The organism is Tsukamurella sp. DT100 (assembly GCF_049844855.1).
In the GTDB taxonomy this organism is placed as follows: Bacteria; Actinomycetota; Actinomycetes; order Mycobacteriales; family Mycobacteriaceae; genus Tsukamurella.
On the sequence record NZ_JBNCLV010000004.1, the window covers coordinates 64,564 to 78,996 of the forward strand.

Sequence of the window (14,433 nt, forward strand, 5' to 3'; positions counted from 1 at the left end):
TCAGTGCCCGCCGTGGCCGTCGGCCGGAGCGGGGGCGGATGGGGTCGTGGGGTTCGGCGGCGCCGCGGACGCGGCCGCGTCGACGACGAAGCTCGCGGTGCGCACCACCCCGTCGACCTGGAAGTCCAGGTACAGCAGGTAGCGCCCCGCGGTGGGGGCCTGCGCCTGGAAGGCGATGGCTGGCCCGCCGGTGTCCCCCGGCTTCGGCTCGGCACCCTCGGGGTGCACGTGCAGGAAGGCGAGATCGCCCTGGCGGAGTGCGACCAGGTGGCCGAAGGCGCCGAGGTAGGGCTGCAGCGCGGTGACGGGCGCGCCGTCGCGGCTCACGCGCAGCGTGACGGGGCTCGAGGCACCGGCGACGAGGTCACCGTCGAGCTGGACGGTGAAGCCGTCCACCTGAGCCGTGCGCGACGGGGCCGGGTCGGCGGGTGCGTAGCCGCCGGCGACCTCGACGGTGCGCGTGAGCGTGACGGCGGACCCGGTCGCGGGCGCGAAGTCGGCGTAGAGGCGGTAGGCGCCCGCCTCGGCCCAGCTCCACGGCAGCGACCAGACGCCGGTGGCGCGGTCGAGCGTGGGATGGACGTGGCGGAACAGGCTGCCGTCGGCGCGGACCACGATGAGGTGCAGGTCCTTCTCGTGCGTGGTCGTGTACGCCGTCACGGGTGCGCCGGCGGCGTCCTCGATGCGGAAGCTCAGGGAGCCGGCCTCCCCGACCGCGCGCGGCGCGGCGACGGGGGCGAAGGTGAGACCCTCGGCGCTGAGCGAGACGCCCTTGAGCGCGGTCGGCGCCGCGGGGGCGGCTGCGGCCGGGGCGGCGTGCCCGCCGTGGCCCTGGTCCGCCTGCGCGTTCCACTGGGCGACGGTGCCGTCCGGCACCACCGCGCCGGCGATGCCGTAGGCGCCGCCGAAGGCGATCACGAGGCCGGCGCCGTAGACCGCCAGCTTGGCCGCCGGATTCATCGAGCGCCGCGTCGTCTCCCGGCTGTCCATGGTTCCTCCTCGATCAGGGGTACCCCCAGTGGGTATCTGATCGAACCATATACCCCTAGGGGGTATGTGGCAAGGAGTTGTCCGCCATTCATCCGAGAGGGGGGTGAGGCGCGCGGCGGCGCGAGGGGGCGTGCGCCTACGGCACGACGGTGGCGCCCGGCACCGGGCCCGAGGCGACGCGCACCGTCCGGCAGACACCGGCGCCCGCGAGCTCGGTGCCCACGTCGACGGCGTCGTCGGCGCTCGCGCAGAGGAACGCACAGGTGGGGCCGCTGCCGGAGACGATGCCGGCGAGCGCGCCCGCCTCGATGCCGGCGCGCAGCGTGCGCCGTAGTCCCGGCTGCAACGAGAGCGCGGCCGCCTGCAGATCGTTGGTGAGCAGCGGAGCCAGGCGGTGCGGATCGCCGGATGCCACGGCGGCGAGCAGCGCGTCGGGACTGCCTGCGCGCGGCGGATCGCCGGCCTCGCGCAGCCGGTCGAGCTCGCGGTACACGGCGGGGGTACTCAGGCCCTCGCGGGCCAGCGCGAGCGTCCAGTGGAATTCGCCGCGGGCCAGCGCGGGGATCAGCCGCTCGCCGCGGCCGGTGCCGAGCGCGGTGTGACCGTGCAGCGAGAAGGGCACGTCGGAGCCGAGCGTCGCGGCCACCTCGTCGAGGTCGTCGCGGCCGATCTCGAGGCCCCAGAGGGTGGCGGCGCCGAGCAGCGCGGCGGCCGCGTCCGCGGATCCGCCGGCCATCCCGCCCGCCACGGGGATGCCCTTGGCGATGTCGATGCGCATGTTCGGGTCCCGGCCGTACCGCTCCGCGAGCGCGACGACGGCGCGCGCCGCCAGGTTGGTGGGGTCGGTCGGCACGTCGCGGACGCCCTCGCCGGTCACATGCAGGGTCAGCGCGTCGGACGGGGTGAGGGTCACGTCGTCGTGCAGGGAGAGCGCCTGGAAGACGGTGACCAGCTCGTGGAAGCCGTCGGGCCGCACGTCGCCCACCCCGAGGTGGAGGTTCACCTTGGCGGGCGCCCGCACGGTCAGGGGGGTCGGTACCACGGAAAGCACGCGGTCCAGACTACGGGGCGGCGTCGGCGGGCCGAGCGGCGGCGAGGGCGGCGAACTGCTCGACCGACAGCTTCTCGCCGCGTTCGCGCGGGTCGATACCCGCCGCGACCAGCAGCTCCTCCGCCGCGGCGGGCGATCCCGCCCAGGTCGCGAGGGCGGCGCGCAGGGTCTTGCGGCGCTGCGCGAAGGCCGCGTCGACGGCCGCCCACAGGCGGACCCGGTCCACGTCGGGCCGGCCGCCGGGGCCGTGCAGGTCGATCCGGACCAGGCCGGACTCCACGTTGGGCTCGGGCCAGAACACCGCCCGCCCGACGGTGCCGGCCTTGCGCACGCGCCCGTAGTACGCCGCCTTCACCGACGGGACGCCGTAGACGCGCGAACCCGGGGGCGCGGCGAGCCGGTCGGCGACCTCCAGCTGCACCATGACCAGCACGGTCCGCAGCGTGGGGACCTCGGCCAGCAGGTGCAGCAGCACCGGCACCGAGACGTTGTACGGGAGGTTCGCGACGAGCACCGTCGGCGATCCCGCGACGGACACCTGCGCACCGGAGACCTTGAGCGCGTCCTCGCCGATCACCGTGAGGTTCCCCGCGAGTTCCGGCGCACGTTCGGCCACCGTCTTCGGGAGCTGTTCCGCGAGAACGGGATCGATCTCAATGGCGGTGACGGAGGCGGCGGCGTCGAGCAGCGCGAGGGTGAGGGAGCCGAGGCCGGGCCCCACCTCGAGCGCGACGTCGTCGGGGCGCACGTCGGCGGCGGCGACGATCTTGCGGACCGTGTTCGGGTCGTGCACGAAGTTCTGCCCCAACGTCTTCGTGGGACGAACGGACAACTGCCCGGCCAGCGCGCGGATCTCCGCGGGGCCGAGCAGTCGTGCTTGATTCTTGAACTCGGCGCCGGTCACAACGGCTGAGTCTACTTACTCCGAGTTGCCGGACAGGCCCAGCTTCGACGAGCACGAGGGCCATGCGCCCCAGCCCTGGCCGCGGAGGGTCTTGCGGGCGATGTCGATCTGCTCCTCGCGGGTCGCGAGATCGGCGCGGGGCGCGTACTTGCCGCCGCCGAAGGCCATCCACGTCTGCTGCGTGAACTGGACGCCGCCGTAGAAGCCGTTGCCGGTGTTGATGGCCCAGTTGCCGGTGGCCTCGCACTGCACCAGGCGGTCCCACACGGAGCCCGGTGCCACGTAGGGCGCGCCCGGGGCGGTGCCGACGGCGGTGACGCCGGCGATGCCCGCGTCGAGGACCTTGGAGCCGATCCGCTCGCGGGAGACGACCTTGCCGTCCACCACGTGCTCGCGGTACTGGACCTCCTGCTTGCCCGGCTTGCCCGGGTTCGTGACCTGCGTCTTGCCATTGGTCAGCTTCGGGTCGTCGACCTTCTTCGGCGGCGCCGTGTACGGCTCGGTGACCGTCACGGTGGCCGTCCGGTTCCGGTTGACCGAGATGGTCATGCCGGGGGTGACGGGGGTGTTGGCGCTCGGCTTGACGGCGTCCTGCTGGATCAGCGGGACACCCATCTTGGCCAGGTACTCGCCGACGGTGCGCCCGGCGGCGTTGGCGACGACCTTGCCGCCCGCGTCGAGCACGGTGGCGGTGACGGGCGTGACCACCGAGACGGCGGCACCGTCGAGCGGCACCTGCGCGTCGAGCGGGAGGGAGACGAAGTTCTTCGCGTCGCCGAGGCCGGCCGAGGCGAGGGCGGCGCCGAGCGTCAGGTCGGTGGTCTTGACAGTGCGGACCTTGCCGTTGACGTTGACCGCGATGTCGCGGTCGTGCTGCACGGTGATCTGCTGACCGGGCTTGACCGACTCGCCGAGGCCGGGGCTCACGCGGTCCGAGGCGTCGGCGTCGATGCCGGCGGAGCCGAGGATCGACTTCACCGAGCGGCTCATCGTGGAGACCTCGTGGGTCTGCCCGTCGACGGTGACCGTGAAGTCCTGGTACAGCGCGGCGGCGGTGCCGCCGGAGGCCATCAGGGCGACCAGCATGGCGCCGGTGACGGCGCGGACCGGGGTGTTCTCGAGCTTCGCCGACAGGCCGTCGAGGATTCCGGGCTTGTCGTCGTCGGACGCGGTCTCCGCGGCGGGCTCGAGGGCGTCGTCGGCCTCGGTGTCGAGGACGGCGGGCTCGGGGAGCGCCTCGGCCTGCGGGTGCTCCGCGTTGTACTTCTCCTCGGCCTCGAGGGCCAGGCTCTCGGCCTCCGCGACGGCGTCGTCGCCGTAGACCTCGGCCTCGAGGTCGATGATCTCGCGGTCCGCCTCGGGATCGAGGGGCCGGCCCTCGATGTCGGTGAACCGGGCGAAGACCTGGGTCACGTCGAACTCGGCGGTGCGCTCCCGGGTGGAACCGAAGGCGCCGCGGCGCGGGTGCGAGGTGGGCTGATCCACCGTGGTGGTGTTGTCGTCTGCGTCGAGCTCAGGCACTGGTGACTTCCCATGGGTGGACTGCAGGTGTGGCGCTCGGCGACGTTTCGGTCGCCGTTACATCACAGTACGGTAACGGAGAAGTGGGAGGCGTGCCAGCTTCTGTTCATTTCGCGCCCGCGAATGTGGCCCCGAACACACGCTCCGCCGTCGTGGTGGTGGCCGCCGCGATCTCCTCCGGCGAGACTCCGCGCAGGTCAGCGAGGTAGCGCGCGGTATAGGGGATGCAGTACGACTCGTTGGGCGTACCCCGGTACGGGTGGGGTGTGAGATACGGCGCGTCGGTCTCGACGAGCAGTTGATCGTCCGGAACGAGGCGCGCGGCCTCCTGCAGCTCCGTCGCGTTCGTGAACGTCACGGTGCCCGAGAAGCTCAGGACGTAGCCGCGGTCCACGCACTCGCGCGCCATCGCCGCGTCGCCGGAGAAGCAGTGGAAGATCACCGTCTCCGGGGCGCCGAAGCGCTCGAGGTCCGTGAGGATGTCGGCGTCCGCCTCACGGTTGTGGATCATCAGCGGCTTGCCCAGTCGCTTCGCCAGGTCGATGTGCCACTCGAAGGCCGCGTGCTGCTGCGCCGGCGTCGCGACGTCCTCCCGCTTGCCGAGCCAGTACCAGTCGAGCCCCGTCTCGCCGATCGCCACGCACCGCGGGTCGGAGGCCAGGCGCTCGAGCTCCGCCGGCGCACCGTCGACCTCGAGCTGGTGCGCGTCGGTCGGGTGCAGGGCCACGGCGGCGAAGACCCGCTCGTCCCAGCGGCTCGCCTCGATGACGTACCGCGCCTGGTCGAGATCACAGGCGACGGTGACCACGCGGTCGACGCCGACGGACGCCGACCGGTCGACCAGCTCCCGCACGGCCTCGGGCGTGCGGGCGCGGCATCCGTCGAGGTGCGTGTGCGCGTCGACGAGGCCGGGCAGCGGCGCGGGCAGCGGAGGCGGCGGCTTCTTCTTCCCCATGCGCTCCATTGTCCCGGTACCGCTCCGGGGCCCCGTCCTCGGACCATGTTTAATCCGACGTTAAGCAGCCGCGAAGCCGTGCCTGGTGTGCTCCGTGCGGTGTCCGACCGAGGAGAACGAATGAAGAAGTCCGTCCTGTCCGCCGCTGTCATCGGCGGTGCCGCGTTGCTCGCCGCCTGCAACACGACCGGCGGGGAGCCCGTCGCGGCCCCGTCGTCGGGATCGCCGGCCGTCTCGTCGTCGGCGGCGCCCAGCGCGCCCGCCGGGACGACGGTGCCGGTCCCCGCCGGCCTGGACTACGGCGCGTACCCGACGAAGGCCCGCACGATCACCGCCTCGGAGAACCGGTCGTGGGTGGCCGAGGGCAATCGGATGGGCGACGAGGCGCTCATCCAGGCCAACGAGGTCGACCCGCGGCTCATCATCGGCGGCGCGGGCCTGCGCTCGTACCCCGTGCTCGTCGGCGACGGCCTCCGCAGCCGCGTGCCCGACGCCACCGCCCGGGCCTTCCAGGCCAACAAGATGCGGGTGGGCATGACGACCACGCGGGGCGACGCGCTCGACAAGCCGACCGTCGCGGTGCGGATCGGCCTCTACCGCTTCGAGACCCCCGACGCCGCGAAAGCTGCCCTCGACGCCATCCGCACCGCCACCGCGTCCGCCCCGAAGGTCCGCGTCACCGTCGACGGTGCGCCCGACGTGCTCGCGTCCGAGTTCAAGCCCGGCACCGTCGACGCCTACGTCGTGCAGGGGCCCTTCGTCGTGAACGTCAGCGGCACCGGGCCGACCACGGATCAGGGCGCGCAGTTCGTGACCAAGGCCTACGGTCTGGAGCTGCCGAAGCTCAAGGCGTTCACGCCGACCGCCGTCGACCAGATCCGCAAGCTCGACCTCGACAAGGACGGCATCCTGTCCAGGACGCTCCCCGCGCCCGACGCACAGGATCCGACCCTCTTCGAGAACTGGTACACGTGGAACGGGCAGCTGCACCGAATCCAGGACATCACCAGGACCGAGACCTATCTCGCCGCCGGCATCGACCTGATCGGCAACACGGGCGCCGGCAGCGTCGTCTATCGCACGCGCGATGCCGCGGCCGCGACCACGATGGTGCAGACCGCCGCCGCCAAGAACCCCGCCGTGCCGGGCATCCCCCAGCTCCCGTCGGTGAAGTGCATGACGGGCGGCAGCCTCACGTACTGCTGGGTGCCCGTCGGGCGCTACGTCGGATCGGTCCAGGACAGCAACGCGGCGCTCGCGCGGCAGAAGGCGGCCGCCCAGTTCTCCATCCTCGCGACCACGCCGTAGGCCCGCCGGCCGGGCGCGGGAGACCGCGTCCGGCCGAGGTACCGCGGCTACTCGGCCTCGGGCTCGACGTACCGGGGGAAGACGCCCTGCGGCTTGGGGAGCGCGGTGCCCGCGGCCAGTCGGGTGCCGACGGCCTCGAACGTGCGCCGGTCCTTCGGCTGCTCGAGCAGGGTCAGCAGTTCCTCCGCCGACTCCGGCATCACCGGCTGCAGCAGCAGCGCGACCTGGCGGACGACCTCGGCGGTCGTGTAGAGCACCGTGCCCATGCGCTCGGGGTCGCTCGCCTTGAGCTTCCACGGCTCCTGCGCCGAGAAGTACCGGTTGGTCTCGGCGAGGACCTCCCAGATCGCCTCGAGGTACAGGTGCAGCGCCTGGTCGCCGACGTGCCGGCGGACCGTCGACAGCAGGCCGTCGGCCCGGGCGAGGAGCGCCTCGTCGGCGGGCGTGAACGGGCCCGGCGTGGGGACCGTGCCCGCGCAGTTCTTGTTGATCATCGACAGCGAGCGCTGCGCCAGGTTGCCCAGCTCGTTGGCGAGGTCGGCGTTGATCCGGCCGACGATCGCCTCGTGGCTGTAGCTGCCGTCCTGGCCGAAGGAGACCTCGCGGAGCAGGAAGAAGCGCAGCGCGTCGAGGCCGTACTCGGCGATGAGGGCGTGCGGGTCGACGACGTTGCCGACCGACTTGCTCATCTTCTCGCCCTTGTTGAACAGGAAGCCGTGGGCGAAGACCCGCTCGGGCAGCTCGATCCCGGCGCTCATGAGGAACGCAGGCCAGTACACGGCGTGGAACCGGATGATGTCCTTGCCGATGATCTGCAGCTTGGGCGGCCAGAACGTCTGGAACTGCGCCGACTCGGTGTCGGGGTAGCCGGCGCCGGTGAGGTAGTTGGTCAGCGCGTCCACCCAGACGTACATCACGTGATCCGGGTCGCCGGGGACGGGCACGCCCCAGTCGAAGGTGTCGCGGCTGATCGAGAGGTCCCGGAGTCCGCCCTTGATGAAGCTGACGATCTCGTTGCGCCGCGTCGCGGGCTCGAGGTAGCCGCCCTCGCGGTCGAGCAGGGCGAGCAGCCGGTCCTGGTACGCGGACAGCTTGAAGAAGTACGACGCCTCCTCGGTCCACTCGACCTCGGTGCCGGTGTCGGTGGAGACGCGGGTGCCGTCCTCGGTGACGGTGGTCTCGTCCTCGGCGTAGTAGGCCTCGTCGCGCACGGAGTACCAGCCCGAGTACTTGCCCAGGTAGATGTCGCCGGCGTCGACCATCTTCTGCCAGATGGCCTTCGACGCCTCGTAATGGTCGGCGTCGGTGGTGCGGATGAACCGGTCGAAGGTCGAGCCGACTGCGCGCTGCAGCGCCTCGAAGGCCGCGGCGTTGCGATCGGCGAGGGCCTTGACCTCGATGCCCTCCTTCGCGGCGGTCTGCTGCATCTTGATGCCGTGCTCGTCCGTGCCGGTGAGGAAGAAGACCTCGTGGCCGTCGAGTCGCTGGAAGCGCGCGATCACGTCGGTGGCGATGTACTCGTAGGCGTGCCCGATGTGGGGCACGCCGTTCGGGTAGGCGATCGCCGTGGTGATGTAGAAAGCCTTGTCTGCAGCCATGGTGCGCCCAGCTTATCGGTGCACTGCAAGCGTGTTCCGGGCGGAATCGCGAAGTGGATCGACGGGGCCCGGCGCCGTCCGGGACGGACGTCAGCCGGCGAGGGCGGAGGCGGGAACCGCATCCAGCGCGACGACGGCGCCGGACTCGTCCAGCCGGAAGCGGGCGATGTCCCGGCCGTAGCGGACGTAGACCACGTCGTAGTCCACGCCGATGACCTCGGTGTCGACGGTCGGAACCGCGGCGGCGGTACCCGCGTACTCGCCCTCCGCGTAGAACCGGACCTGGCTGCGCTCGCCGTGGGCGACGTGCACCCAGGCCAGTCGCTCGCCGAGGGCCGTACCGCCGTCGATCACCGGGTTCATCGCTCCTCCTCGTGAGTTGGGGTGGCGGGCGGATCGGGTGGGTGGGAGAGATCCGCCGGCCGAGACCCACTCTTCCGGCCCGCGCCCTCCGCGCACATCCGGTGAAACCCCCATTCCTCCCCGAGATCGCGCGGCGGCGCCGTGACAGGATGGCGCGGTGCAACCGGTCGACATGCTGCGGGCGCTCCGCGAGCGCGGCCACCGGCCCGCCGCGCTGTTCGGCGCGTGGGGCGGCTTCCGCGCCGTGATCGCGCCCGCGCCGCAGCTCGATCCGGGCATCGCGCCCGACGGTGCGCCGTGGCTCGGGATCGTCGGCTACCCGGACACGACCGGCGAGCCCCGCCTCGTCCCGGCGGTCATCGGCGGCGATCCGGGCCCGCTGCTCCTGCTCGACGCCGACGGCCGTTGGGCCTGCACCGATCCCGCGTTCCCGATCCCCGACGCCGCGCCCGCCCCGCGCCCGTGGGCGGCCGCGTGGACCCCGCCCGACCGGGGCGATCATCGCGCAGCCGTGCTCGCGTGCCAGGAGGCGATCCGCGCGGGCGACGTCTACCAGGTGAACGTGTGCACCCGCTTCGGCGGCGACCTCACCGGCGACCCGCTGGACCTGTTCGCCGACATCGCCGCCGCCACCCGCCCCGCCAAGGCCGCCTACCTCGAGGGCGACTGGGGCGCGGTCGCCTCGTTCTCCCCCGAGACCTTCCTCACCGAGCGCGACGGCCTGCTCACGGAGCGGCCCATCAAGGGCACGCTGCCGCTGACCAGGCCGGCGGAGGACCTGCGCGCCAGCGTCAAGGACGTCGCGGAGAACGTGATGATCGTGGACCTGGTGCGCAACGACCTCAGCCGCGTCGCCGCGACCGGGACCGTCCGCACGCCGGAGCTGCTGCGCGTCGAGCCCGCCCCCGGCGTCTGGCACCTGGTCTCGACGGTGACCGCGCGGCAGCGGCCCGGCACCACCCGCGCGCAGCTGCTCGACGCGACCTTCCCGCCGGCGTCGGTCACGGGCACCCCGAAGCTCTCCGCCCGCGAGCGGATCACCGCATGGGAGCGGCACACCCGCGGCAGCTACTGCGGCGCGATCGGCATCGACCATCCGCTGACCGGGTTGGACCTCAACGTCGCGATCCGCACCGTCGAGGCGCGCGACGGTGCGCTGCGGCTCGGCGTGGGCGGCGGCATCACCATCGACTCCGAGCCCGACGCGGAGTGGCGCGAGTGCCTCGACAAGGCGGCGTCGATCGTCGGCCATCGCGGATCTCCCCCGCACGGGTGACGACGCCCCGCGTCGCGGCCCGCGACACTGGCCGCATGATCGACCTCCACGCCCCCGCGTTCCGTCGCTTCCTCCTGGTCCTGGCGGCGGCCTTCGCCGCCGGGCTCGCGTTCGGCGGCCACCTCTACACCCAGCGCGATCCCGTCGTCGCCGGCTTCGTCCCGTGGACCGCCGCCTGGCCGCAGCACGCGGTGGTGGCCGTGATCGGGGCACTGCTCGTGCTCGGGATCCGGGCCCGACGGTGGCCGCCCCGCACGCCCGCCCTCACCCCGGTGCGGCTGACGCTCGCCGCGCCACTGCTGCTCCTGCTGGTCTTCGCCGCCTTCCGGGCGGGCGTGCAGGTGCTGGCCGGGCTGGACCCGAACTTCACGGTGAACGCGTGGGGCGGCCCGACGTACCTCGGCGCGATGGCCTGCCACTACCTCGATCTCGCAGTGGGCGGCATCGTCGTGGTCGGGGCGCTCCGGCTGATCCTCACCCGGCGGGCATCGACGCCCGGAGCGGGGGTTCAGCGGGCTGCGGCCGCCGCCTGATTCTCCGCGACCCGGTCAGTCGTCGGTCTCCTCGCGCCGCCGCGCGAGCGCCGTCTCGTAGAGCTCGCGCTTGGAGGCACCGGTCTCCGCGGCGACGGCCGCGCAGGCATCCTTGAGCCGCTCCCCCGCGTCGACGCGGCGCAGCACGGCGGCGACGTGGTCCTCGGGGTCGGCGGAGATCGGATCGGCACCGGAGACCACGACGGTGATCTCGCCGCGCACCCCGTCGGCGGCCCACGCCGCGAGCTCGCCCAGCGTGCCCCGGCGGACCTCCTCGTAGGTCTTGGTGAGCTCGCGACACACCGCGGCGCGCCGCTCGGTTCCGAGCACCTCGGCGGCGTCGGCGAGGGTGTCGGCGAGGCGGTGCGGCGACTCGAAGAACACCGCCGCGCGACGTTCCGTCACCAGCTCGGTGAGCCATGACCGGCGGGCACCGGACTTGCGCGGGGCGAAACCGTCGAACAGGAACCGCTCGACGGGCAGCCCCGACAGGGCCAGCGCCGTGGTCACGGCCGACGGCCCGGGCAGGCACGTGACCCGGTGCCCCGCCTCGACGACGGCCGCGACCAGGCGATATCCGGGGTCGGAGACCGACGGCATGCCGGCGTCGGTGATGAGCAGGACGGTCTCGCCGGCGTCGAGCGCGGCGAGCAGTTGCGGGATGCGGCCGGCCTCGTTGTGGTCGTAGAAGCTGAGCACGCGCCCGGCGATCTCCACCTCCAGCGACGCCGCCAGCGACCGGGCCCGGCGCGTGTCCTCGGCGGCGATCACGTCGGCGGATCCGAGCGCCGCGATCAGCCGCGCGGTGGCGTCACCCGGGTTGCCCATCGGCACTCCGGCGACGATCAGTGCCCCGCGCGCGTCCTCTGTTCCCACGGGTCACACCCTACGATGGTTCGCGTGACAGCTGTGGCGATGCCCGAGGGGCGTAGCGAGGACCGCGAGATGGTGAGCCCCGGCCCGAGGCTCCCGCCCGCGGTGTTCGGCGCGACGGACCGCGCCTTCGGCTGGACCGTGACGCTGGTGCTGACCGCCGTCGCGGCGGCGACGCGGTTCTTCAACCTGGGCTATCCGAGCAACACGGGCTTCATCGGCAGCACGCCCGTACAGACGCCCGTCTTCGACGAGAAGCACTACGCCCCGCAGGGCTGGCAGGTGCTCTCGGGCGGGCAGTGGATCGAGGACAACCCCGGCTTCGGGCTGGTCGTGCACCCGCCCGTGGGCAAGTGGATGATCGCGATCGGCGAGTGGCTGTTCGGCTACGGCCCGCTGGGCTGGCGGTTCATGTCGGCGGTGTGCGGCACGCTGCTCGTCCTGTTGGTGATCCGCGCGGCGCGGCGGCTGGCGCGGTCCACGCTGATCGGCGGCCTGGCCGGCCTGTTCCTCATCTGCGACGGCCTGACGATGGTCTCCTCGCGCGTCGCGCTGCTCGACATCTTCCTCGTCTTCTTCGGCTTCGCCGCGTTCTCGATGATCCTCGTGGACCGCGATCAGATGCGGGAGCGGCTGCACCGCGCGGCGCTCGAGGGGCGGATCACCGATTCGCTGTACGGTCCGCGGCTGGGCTTCCGCTGGTGGCGGTTCTCCGCCGCGATCATGGTGGGCCTGGCGTGCGGTGTGAAGTGGTCGGGCATCTACTTCCTCATCGGCGTCCTGGTGCTGTCCCTGGCGTTCGACGTGGCGAACCGACGCCAGTACGGCGTGCTGCGTCCGTGGCGCGGGGTGCTGCTGCGCGACCTGATCCCGTCGGGCATGTCGCTCGGGGTGGTCCCGGTGCTGGTGTACCTGGGCAGTTTCTGGCCGTGGTTCGCCTCGGAGACGTCGGTGTACCGGTACGCGGTGGGCAACCAGGTCGGCGAGGGCGGCCCGTTCGGCTGGGTCCCCGCGGCGCTGCGCTCCCTGTTCTTCTACGAGACCACGATCCTCGACTTCCACGACAGCCTGACGAACTCCGCAGGCAACCACCACCCGTGGGAGTCGAAGCCGTGGACCTGGCCGATGGGCCTGCGGCCGATGCTCTACCACTACACCGCGGACCAGTCCGGGGGCATGTGCGGCGACGGGCCGTGCGTGCGCGCGGTGATGGCGGTCGGCACGCCGGCGCTCACGTGGATCGCCGTACCGGTGGTGCTGTGGGCGCTGTGGAAGATGTTCGTCAAGCGGGACTGGGCCTACGCCGCGCCCGTGACCATGTACTTCGCGACCTATCTGCCGTGGTTCCTCAACCTGGACCGGCAGATGTACTACTTCTACGCGCTCACCCTGATGCCCTTCCTGTGCATCATGATCGCGCTGATCTGCCGCGAGGTGCTGGGCCTCGACGGCCGCGCCCGGTACTTCGGCTTCGAGCGGCTGCAACTGGGCCGCTGGCTGGTGGTGCTCTACGCGACGATCGTGGTGCTCAACTTCGCCTGGCTGTGGCCGATCCTCACCGCCACGCCGATCCCGATGTGGTGGTGGCGTCTGGAGCTCTGGCTGCCCAGCTGGCAGTAGGGCCCGGAGGGCGGGGCGGAGGTCCCCCGTTCACGCTGCGACGGGACTCTCGAATTCTGTCCGGTTCGGACACGGTGTCCGAAGCGGACAGAATCCGAGAGTCGTCGATGCGGTGCACGTCGTCGACCACGACGGGGGTGCGTCCGTAGGCGCACACGGGCGGGCGCCGCGCTCAGACCGTCGCGGCGACGCGGGTCTCCCGCGCCAGCATCCACACGAACGCGGCGACCACGCACAGCGCGGCGGTGATGGCGAAGGCCCAGGTGAAGCCGAGGTACTGGGCGATGGCGCCGGCGAGCAGCGGGCCGGAGATGGTGCCCGCGTCCTGCGCCATCTGATACGCCGAGAGGGCGCCGCCGCTGCGGCCCTTGCCCTGCAGGACGTCGGCGAGGGAGGCCTGCATGGTCGGGGCGACGAGGCCCGTCCCGATCCCGGCGACGACCGTGACGAGGAAGGCGACCAGCACCGAATCGGTGAAGCCCAGCGCCAGCGTGCCCGCGGCGATGACGAGCATGCCGACCACGATGAAGGGGCGGCGGCCGTACCGGTCGGAGGCGCGGCCCGCGGGGAACATGGCGAGCACGTCGCCCGCGGCGTAGGCGGCCAGCGCGTAGCCGGCGATCGCGGCGGGCTGATCGAGCACCGCGGCGAAGAACAGCGGCAGCAGCGAGACCCGCATCGAGTACACCCAGCCGAACACCACCGACGTGAACAGCGCGGCCCGGTAGGCGGAGTCCGCGAGGGCCTCGCGCATCGTCGTGCCCGGTTCGGAGGAGGCCTCCTCCCGGCCCGCGAGGGTGCTGCCGCGCAGCGCGATCCCCACGACGAGCGTGGCGACGACGAGCGCGATGGCGTAGACGACGAACGGCACCCGCAGGCCGAAGCCGACGAGCGCGCCGCCCAGGAGCGGGCCGCAGATGCCGCCGAGCACGAAGCTCGACGAGTACACGCCGCTGACCCTGCCGCGGATCTCGGCGGGCGCGATCCGGATCATCAGGCCCATCGCCGAGACGGTGAACATCACCGATCCGACGCCGCCCAGCCCGCGGAAGAGCATGAGCTGCCAGTAGCTCTGAGCGAAGGCGACGGCGAGCGTCGAGGCGGCGACGATCAGGAGCCCCGTCATGTAGATCCAGCGTTCGCCGAAGGCCTTCACCAACGGGCCGGTGGCGGGCGCGAAGGCGAGCCGCATGATCGCGAAGGCGCTGACGACCGCGGAAGCGGCGCCGATGCCCACGTCGAAGGTGCGGGCGAAGGCGGGCAGCGCGGGCGCGACGACGCCGTACCCGAGGGCGATCACGAAGCTCGCCGCGACGAGGACCCAGACCTCCGGCGGTACCCGCTGCGGCGCGGGCGCGGAAGCTGCTGAGTTCACCGAAACATCATCCGCTAAGAACGCGTCAAGACCCGCATCGGGGGCGTTAAGGGGGCGTGAAAACGC

At 72.4% G+C, this 14,433-nt stretch carries 13 protein-coding genes; 4 read left to right on the forward strand and 9 right to left on the reverse strand.

Going from position 1 to position 14,433, the window contains the following annotated elements:
- The 5 genes from ACLQ3K_RS10415 to ACLQ3K_RS10435 form a co-directional block, all read right to left on the reverse strand.
- A complete protein-coding gene (locus tag ACLQ3K_RS10415) occupies positions 1–960 on the reverse strand; it encodes a heavy-metal-associated domain-containing protein (protein ID WP_425999803.1) in 960 nt (319 codons plus the stop codon).
- A 166-nt stretch (positions 961–1,126) separates the two neighbouring features.
- Positions 1,127–2,041, reverse strand: a complete 915-nt coding sequence (locus tag ACLQ3K_RS10420; RefSeq protein ID WP_224646961.1) for a 4-(cytidine 5'-diphospho)-2-C-methyl-D-erythritol kinase — start codon at positions 2,039–2,041, stop codon at positions 1,127–1,129.
- 10 nt (positions 2,042–2,051) lie between these two features.
- Positions 2,052–2,945 (reverse strand): 16S rRNA (adenine(1518)-N(6)/adenine(1519)-N(6))-dimethyltransferase RsmA, encoded by an 894-nt coding sequence (gene rsmA / locus ACLQ3K_RS10425; RefSeq protein WP_425999092.1) that lies wholly within the window; start codon positions 2,943–2,945, stop codon positions 2,052–2,054.
- A gap of 15 nt (positions 2,946–2,960) precedes the next feature.
- Positions 2,961–4,466, reverse strand: a complete 1,506-nt coding sequence (locus tag ACLQ3K_RS10430) for a transglycosylase family protein (RefSeq protein WP_425999094.1) — start codon at positions 4,464–4,466, stop codon at positions 2,961–2,963.
- Between the two features lie 106 nt (positions 4,467–4,572).
- A complete protein-coding gene (locus tag ACLQ3K_RS10435) occupies positions 4,573–5,421 on the reverse strand; it encodes a TatD family hydrolase (RefSeq protein WP_425999096.1) in 849 nt (282 codons plus the stop codon).
- Between the two features lie 120 nt (positions 5,422–5,541).
- Between ACLQ3K_RS10435 and ACLQ3K_RS10440 the strand changes: the two genes are divergently transcribed.
- Entirely contained in the window at positions 5,542–6,729 is a 1,188-nt protein-coding gene (locus ACLQ3K_RS10440; RefSeq protein WP_224646966.1) for a DUF7373 family lipoprotein, read from the forward strand.
- A 47-nt stretch (positions 6,730–6,776) separates the two neighbouring features.
- Here the strand turns inward: ACLQ3K_RS10440 and metG are convergent, their stop codons facing one another.
- Together metG and ACLQ3K_RS10450 are read right to left on the reverse strand one after the other, a co-directional pair.
- Complete coding sequence (metG, locus tag ACLQ3K_RS10445; protein ID WP_425999098.1) at positions 6,777–8,327, reverse strand: methionine--tRNA ligase; 1,551 nt, start codon at positions 8,325–8,327, stop codon at positions 6,777–6,779.
- A 90-nt stretch (positions 8,328–8,417) separates the two neighbouring features.
- A complete protein-coding gene (locus ACLQ3K_RS10450) occupies positions 8,418–8,690 on the reverse strand; it encodes a hypothetical protein (RefSeq protein WP_224646970.1) in 273 nt (90 codons plus the stop codon).
- A gap of 157 nt (positions 8,691–8,847) precedes the next feature.
- Between ACLQ3K_RS10450 and ACLQ3K_RS10455 the strand changes: the two genes are divergently transcribed.
- Positions 8,848–9,966 (forward strand): aminodeoxychorismate synthase component I, encoded by a 1,119-nt coding sequence (locus ACLQ3K_RS10455; protein WP_425999100.1) that lies wholly within the window; start codon positions 8,848–8,850, stop codon positions 9,964–9,966.
- Positions 9,967–10,001: 35 nt separating this feature from the next.
- On the forward strand, positions 10,002–10,499 hold the full coding sequence (locus tag ACLQ3K_RS10460) for a hypothetical protein (protein WP_425999102.1): 498 nt from the start codon (positions 10,002–10,004) through the stop codon (positions 10,497–10,499).
- Between the two features lie 15 nt (positions 10,500–10,514).
- Here the strand turns inward: ACLQ3K_RS10460 and rsmI are convergent, their stop codons facing one another.
- Positions 10,515–11,375 carry a 16S rRNA (cytidine(1402)-2'-O)-methyltransferase gene (rsmI, locus tag ACLQ3K_RS10465; protein WP_425999104.1) on the reverse strand — a complete coding sequence of 287 codons (861 nt, stop codon included), beginning with the start codon at positions 11,373–11,375 and terminating at the stop codon, positions 10,515–10,517.
- Between the two features lie 15 nt (positions 11,376–11,390).
- Here rsmI and ACLQ3K_RS10470 point away from each other — a divergent pair, with 15 nt between their 5' ends.
- Positions 11,391–12,992, forward strand: coding sequence for a dolichyl-phosphate-mannose--protein mannosyltransferase (locus tag ACLQ3K_RS10470; protein WP_425999106.1), 1,602 nt, complete (start codon positions 11,391–11,393; stop codon positions 12,990–12,992).
- Between the two features lie 172 nt (positions 12,993–13,164).
- Here the strand turns inward: ACLQ3K_RS10470 and ACLQ3K_RS10475 are convergent, their stop codons facing one another.
- Entirely contained in the window at positions 13,165–14,367 is a 1,203-nt protein-coding gene (locus ACLQ3K_RS10475) for an MFS transporter (protein ID WP_425999108.1), read from the reverse strand.
- Positions 14,368–14,433 lie beyond the last annotated feature (66 nt).

Excerpts from the sequence above, each read along its gene's own strand:
- ACLQ3K_RS10415 (WP_425999803.1), bottom strand. The coding sequence starts at position 960 with ATGAATCCGGCGGCCAAGCTGGCGGTCTACGGCGCCGGCCTCGTGATC.
- metG (WP_425999098.1), bottom strand. The coding sequence starts at position 8,327 with ATGGCTGCAGACAAGGCTTTCTACATCACCACGGCGATCGCCTACCCG.
- ACLQ3K_RS10470 (WP_425999106.1), top strand. The coding sequence starts at position 11,391 with ATGGTTCGCGTGACAGCTGTGGCGATGCCCGAGGGGCGTAGCGAGGAC.
- ACLQ3K_RS10435 (WP_425999096.1), bottom strand. The coding sequence starts at position 5,421 with ATGGGGAAGAAGAAGCCGCCGCCTCCGCTGCCCGCGCCGCTGCCCGGC.
- ACLQ3K_RS10440 (WP_224646966.1), top strand. The coding sequence starts at position 5,542 with ATGAAGAAGTCCGTCCTGTCCGCCGCTGTCATCGGCGGTGCCGCGTTG.
- ACLQ3K_RS10450 (WP_224646970.1), bottom strand. The coding sequence starts at position 8,690 with ATGAACCCGGTGATCGACGGCGGTACGGCCCTCGGCGAGCGACTGGCC.
- ACLQ3K_RS10460 (WP_425999102.1), top strand. The coding sequence starts at position 10,002 with ATGATCGACCTCCACGCCCCCGCGTTCCGTCGCTTCCTCCTGGTCCTG.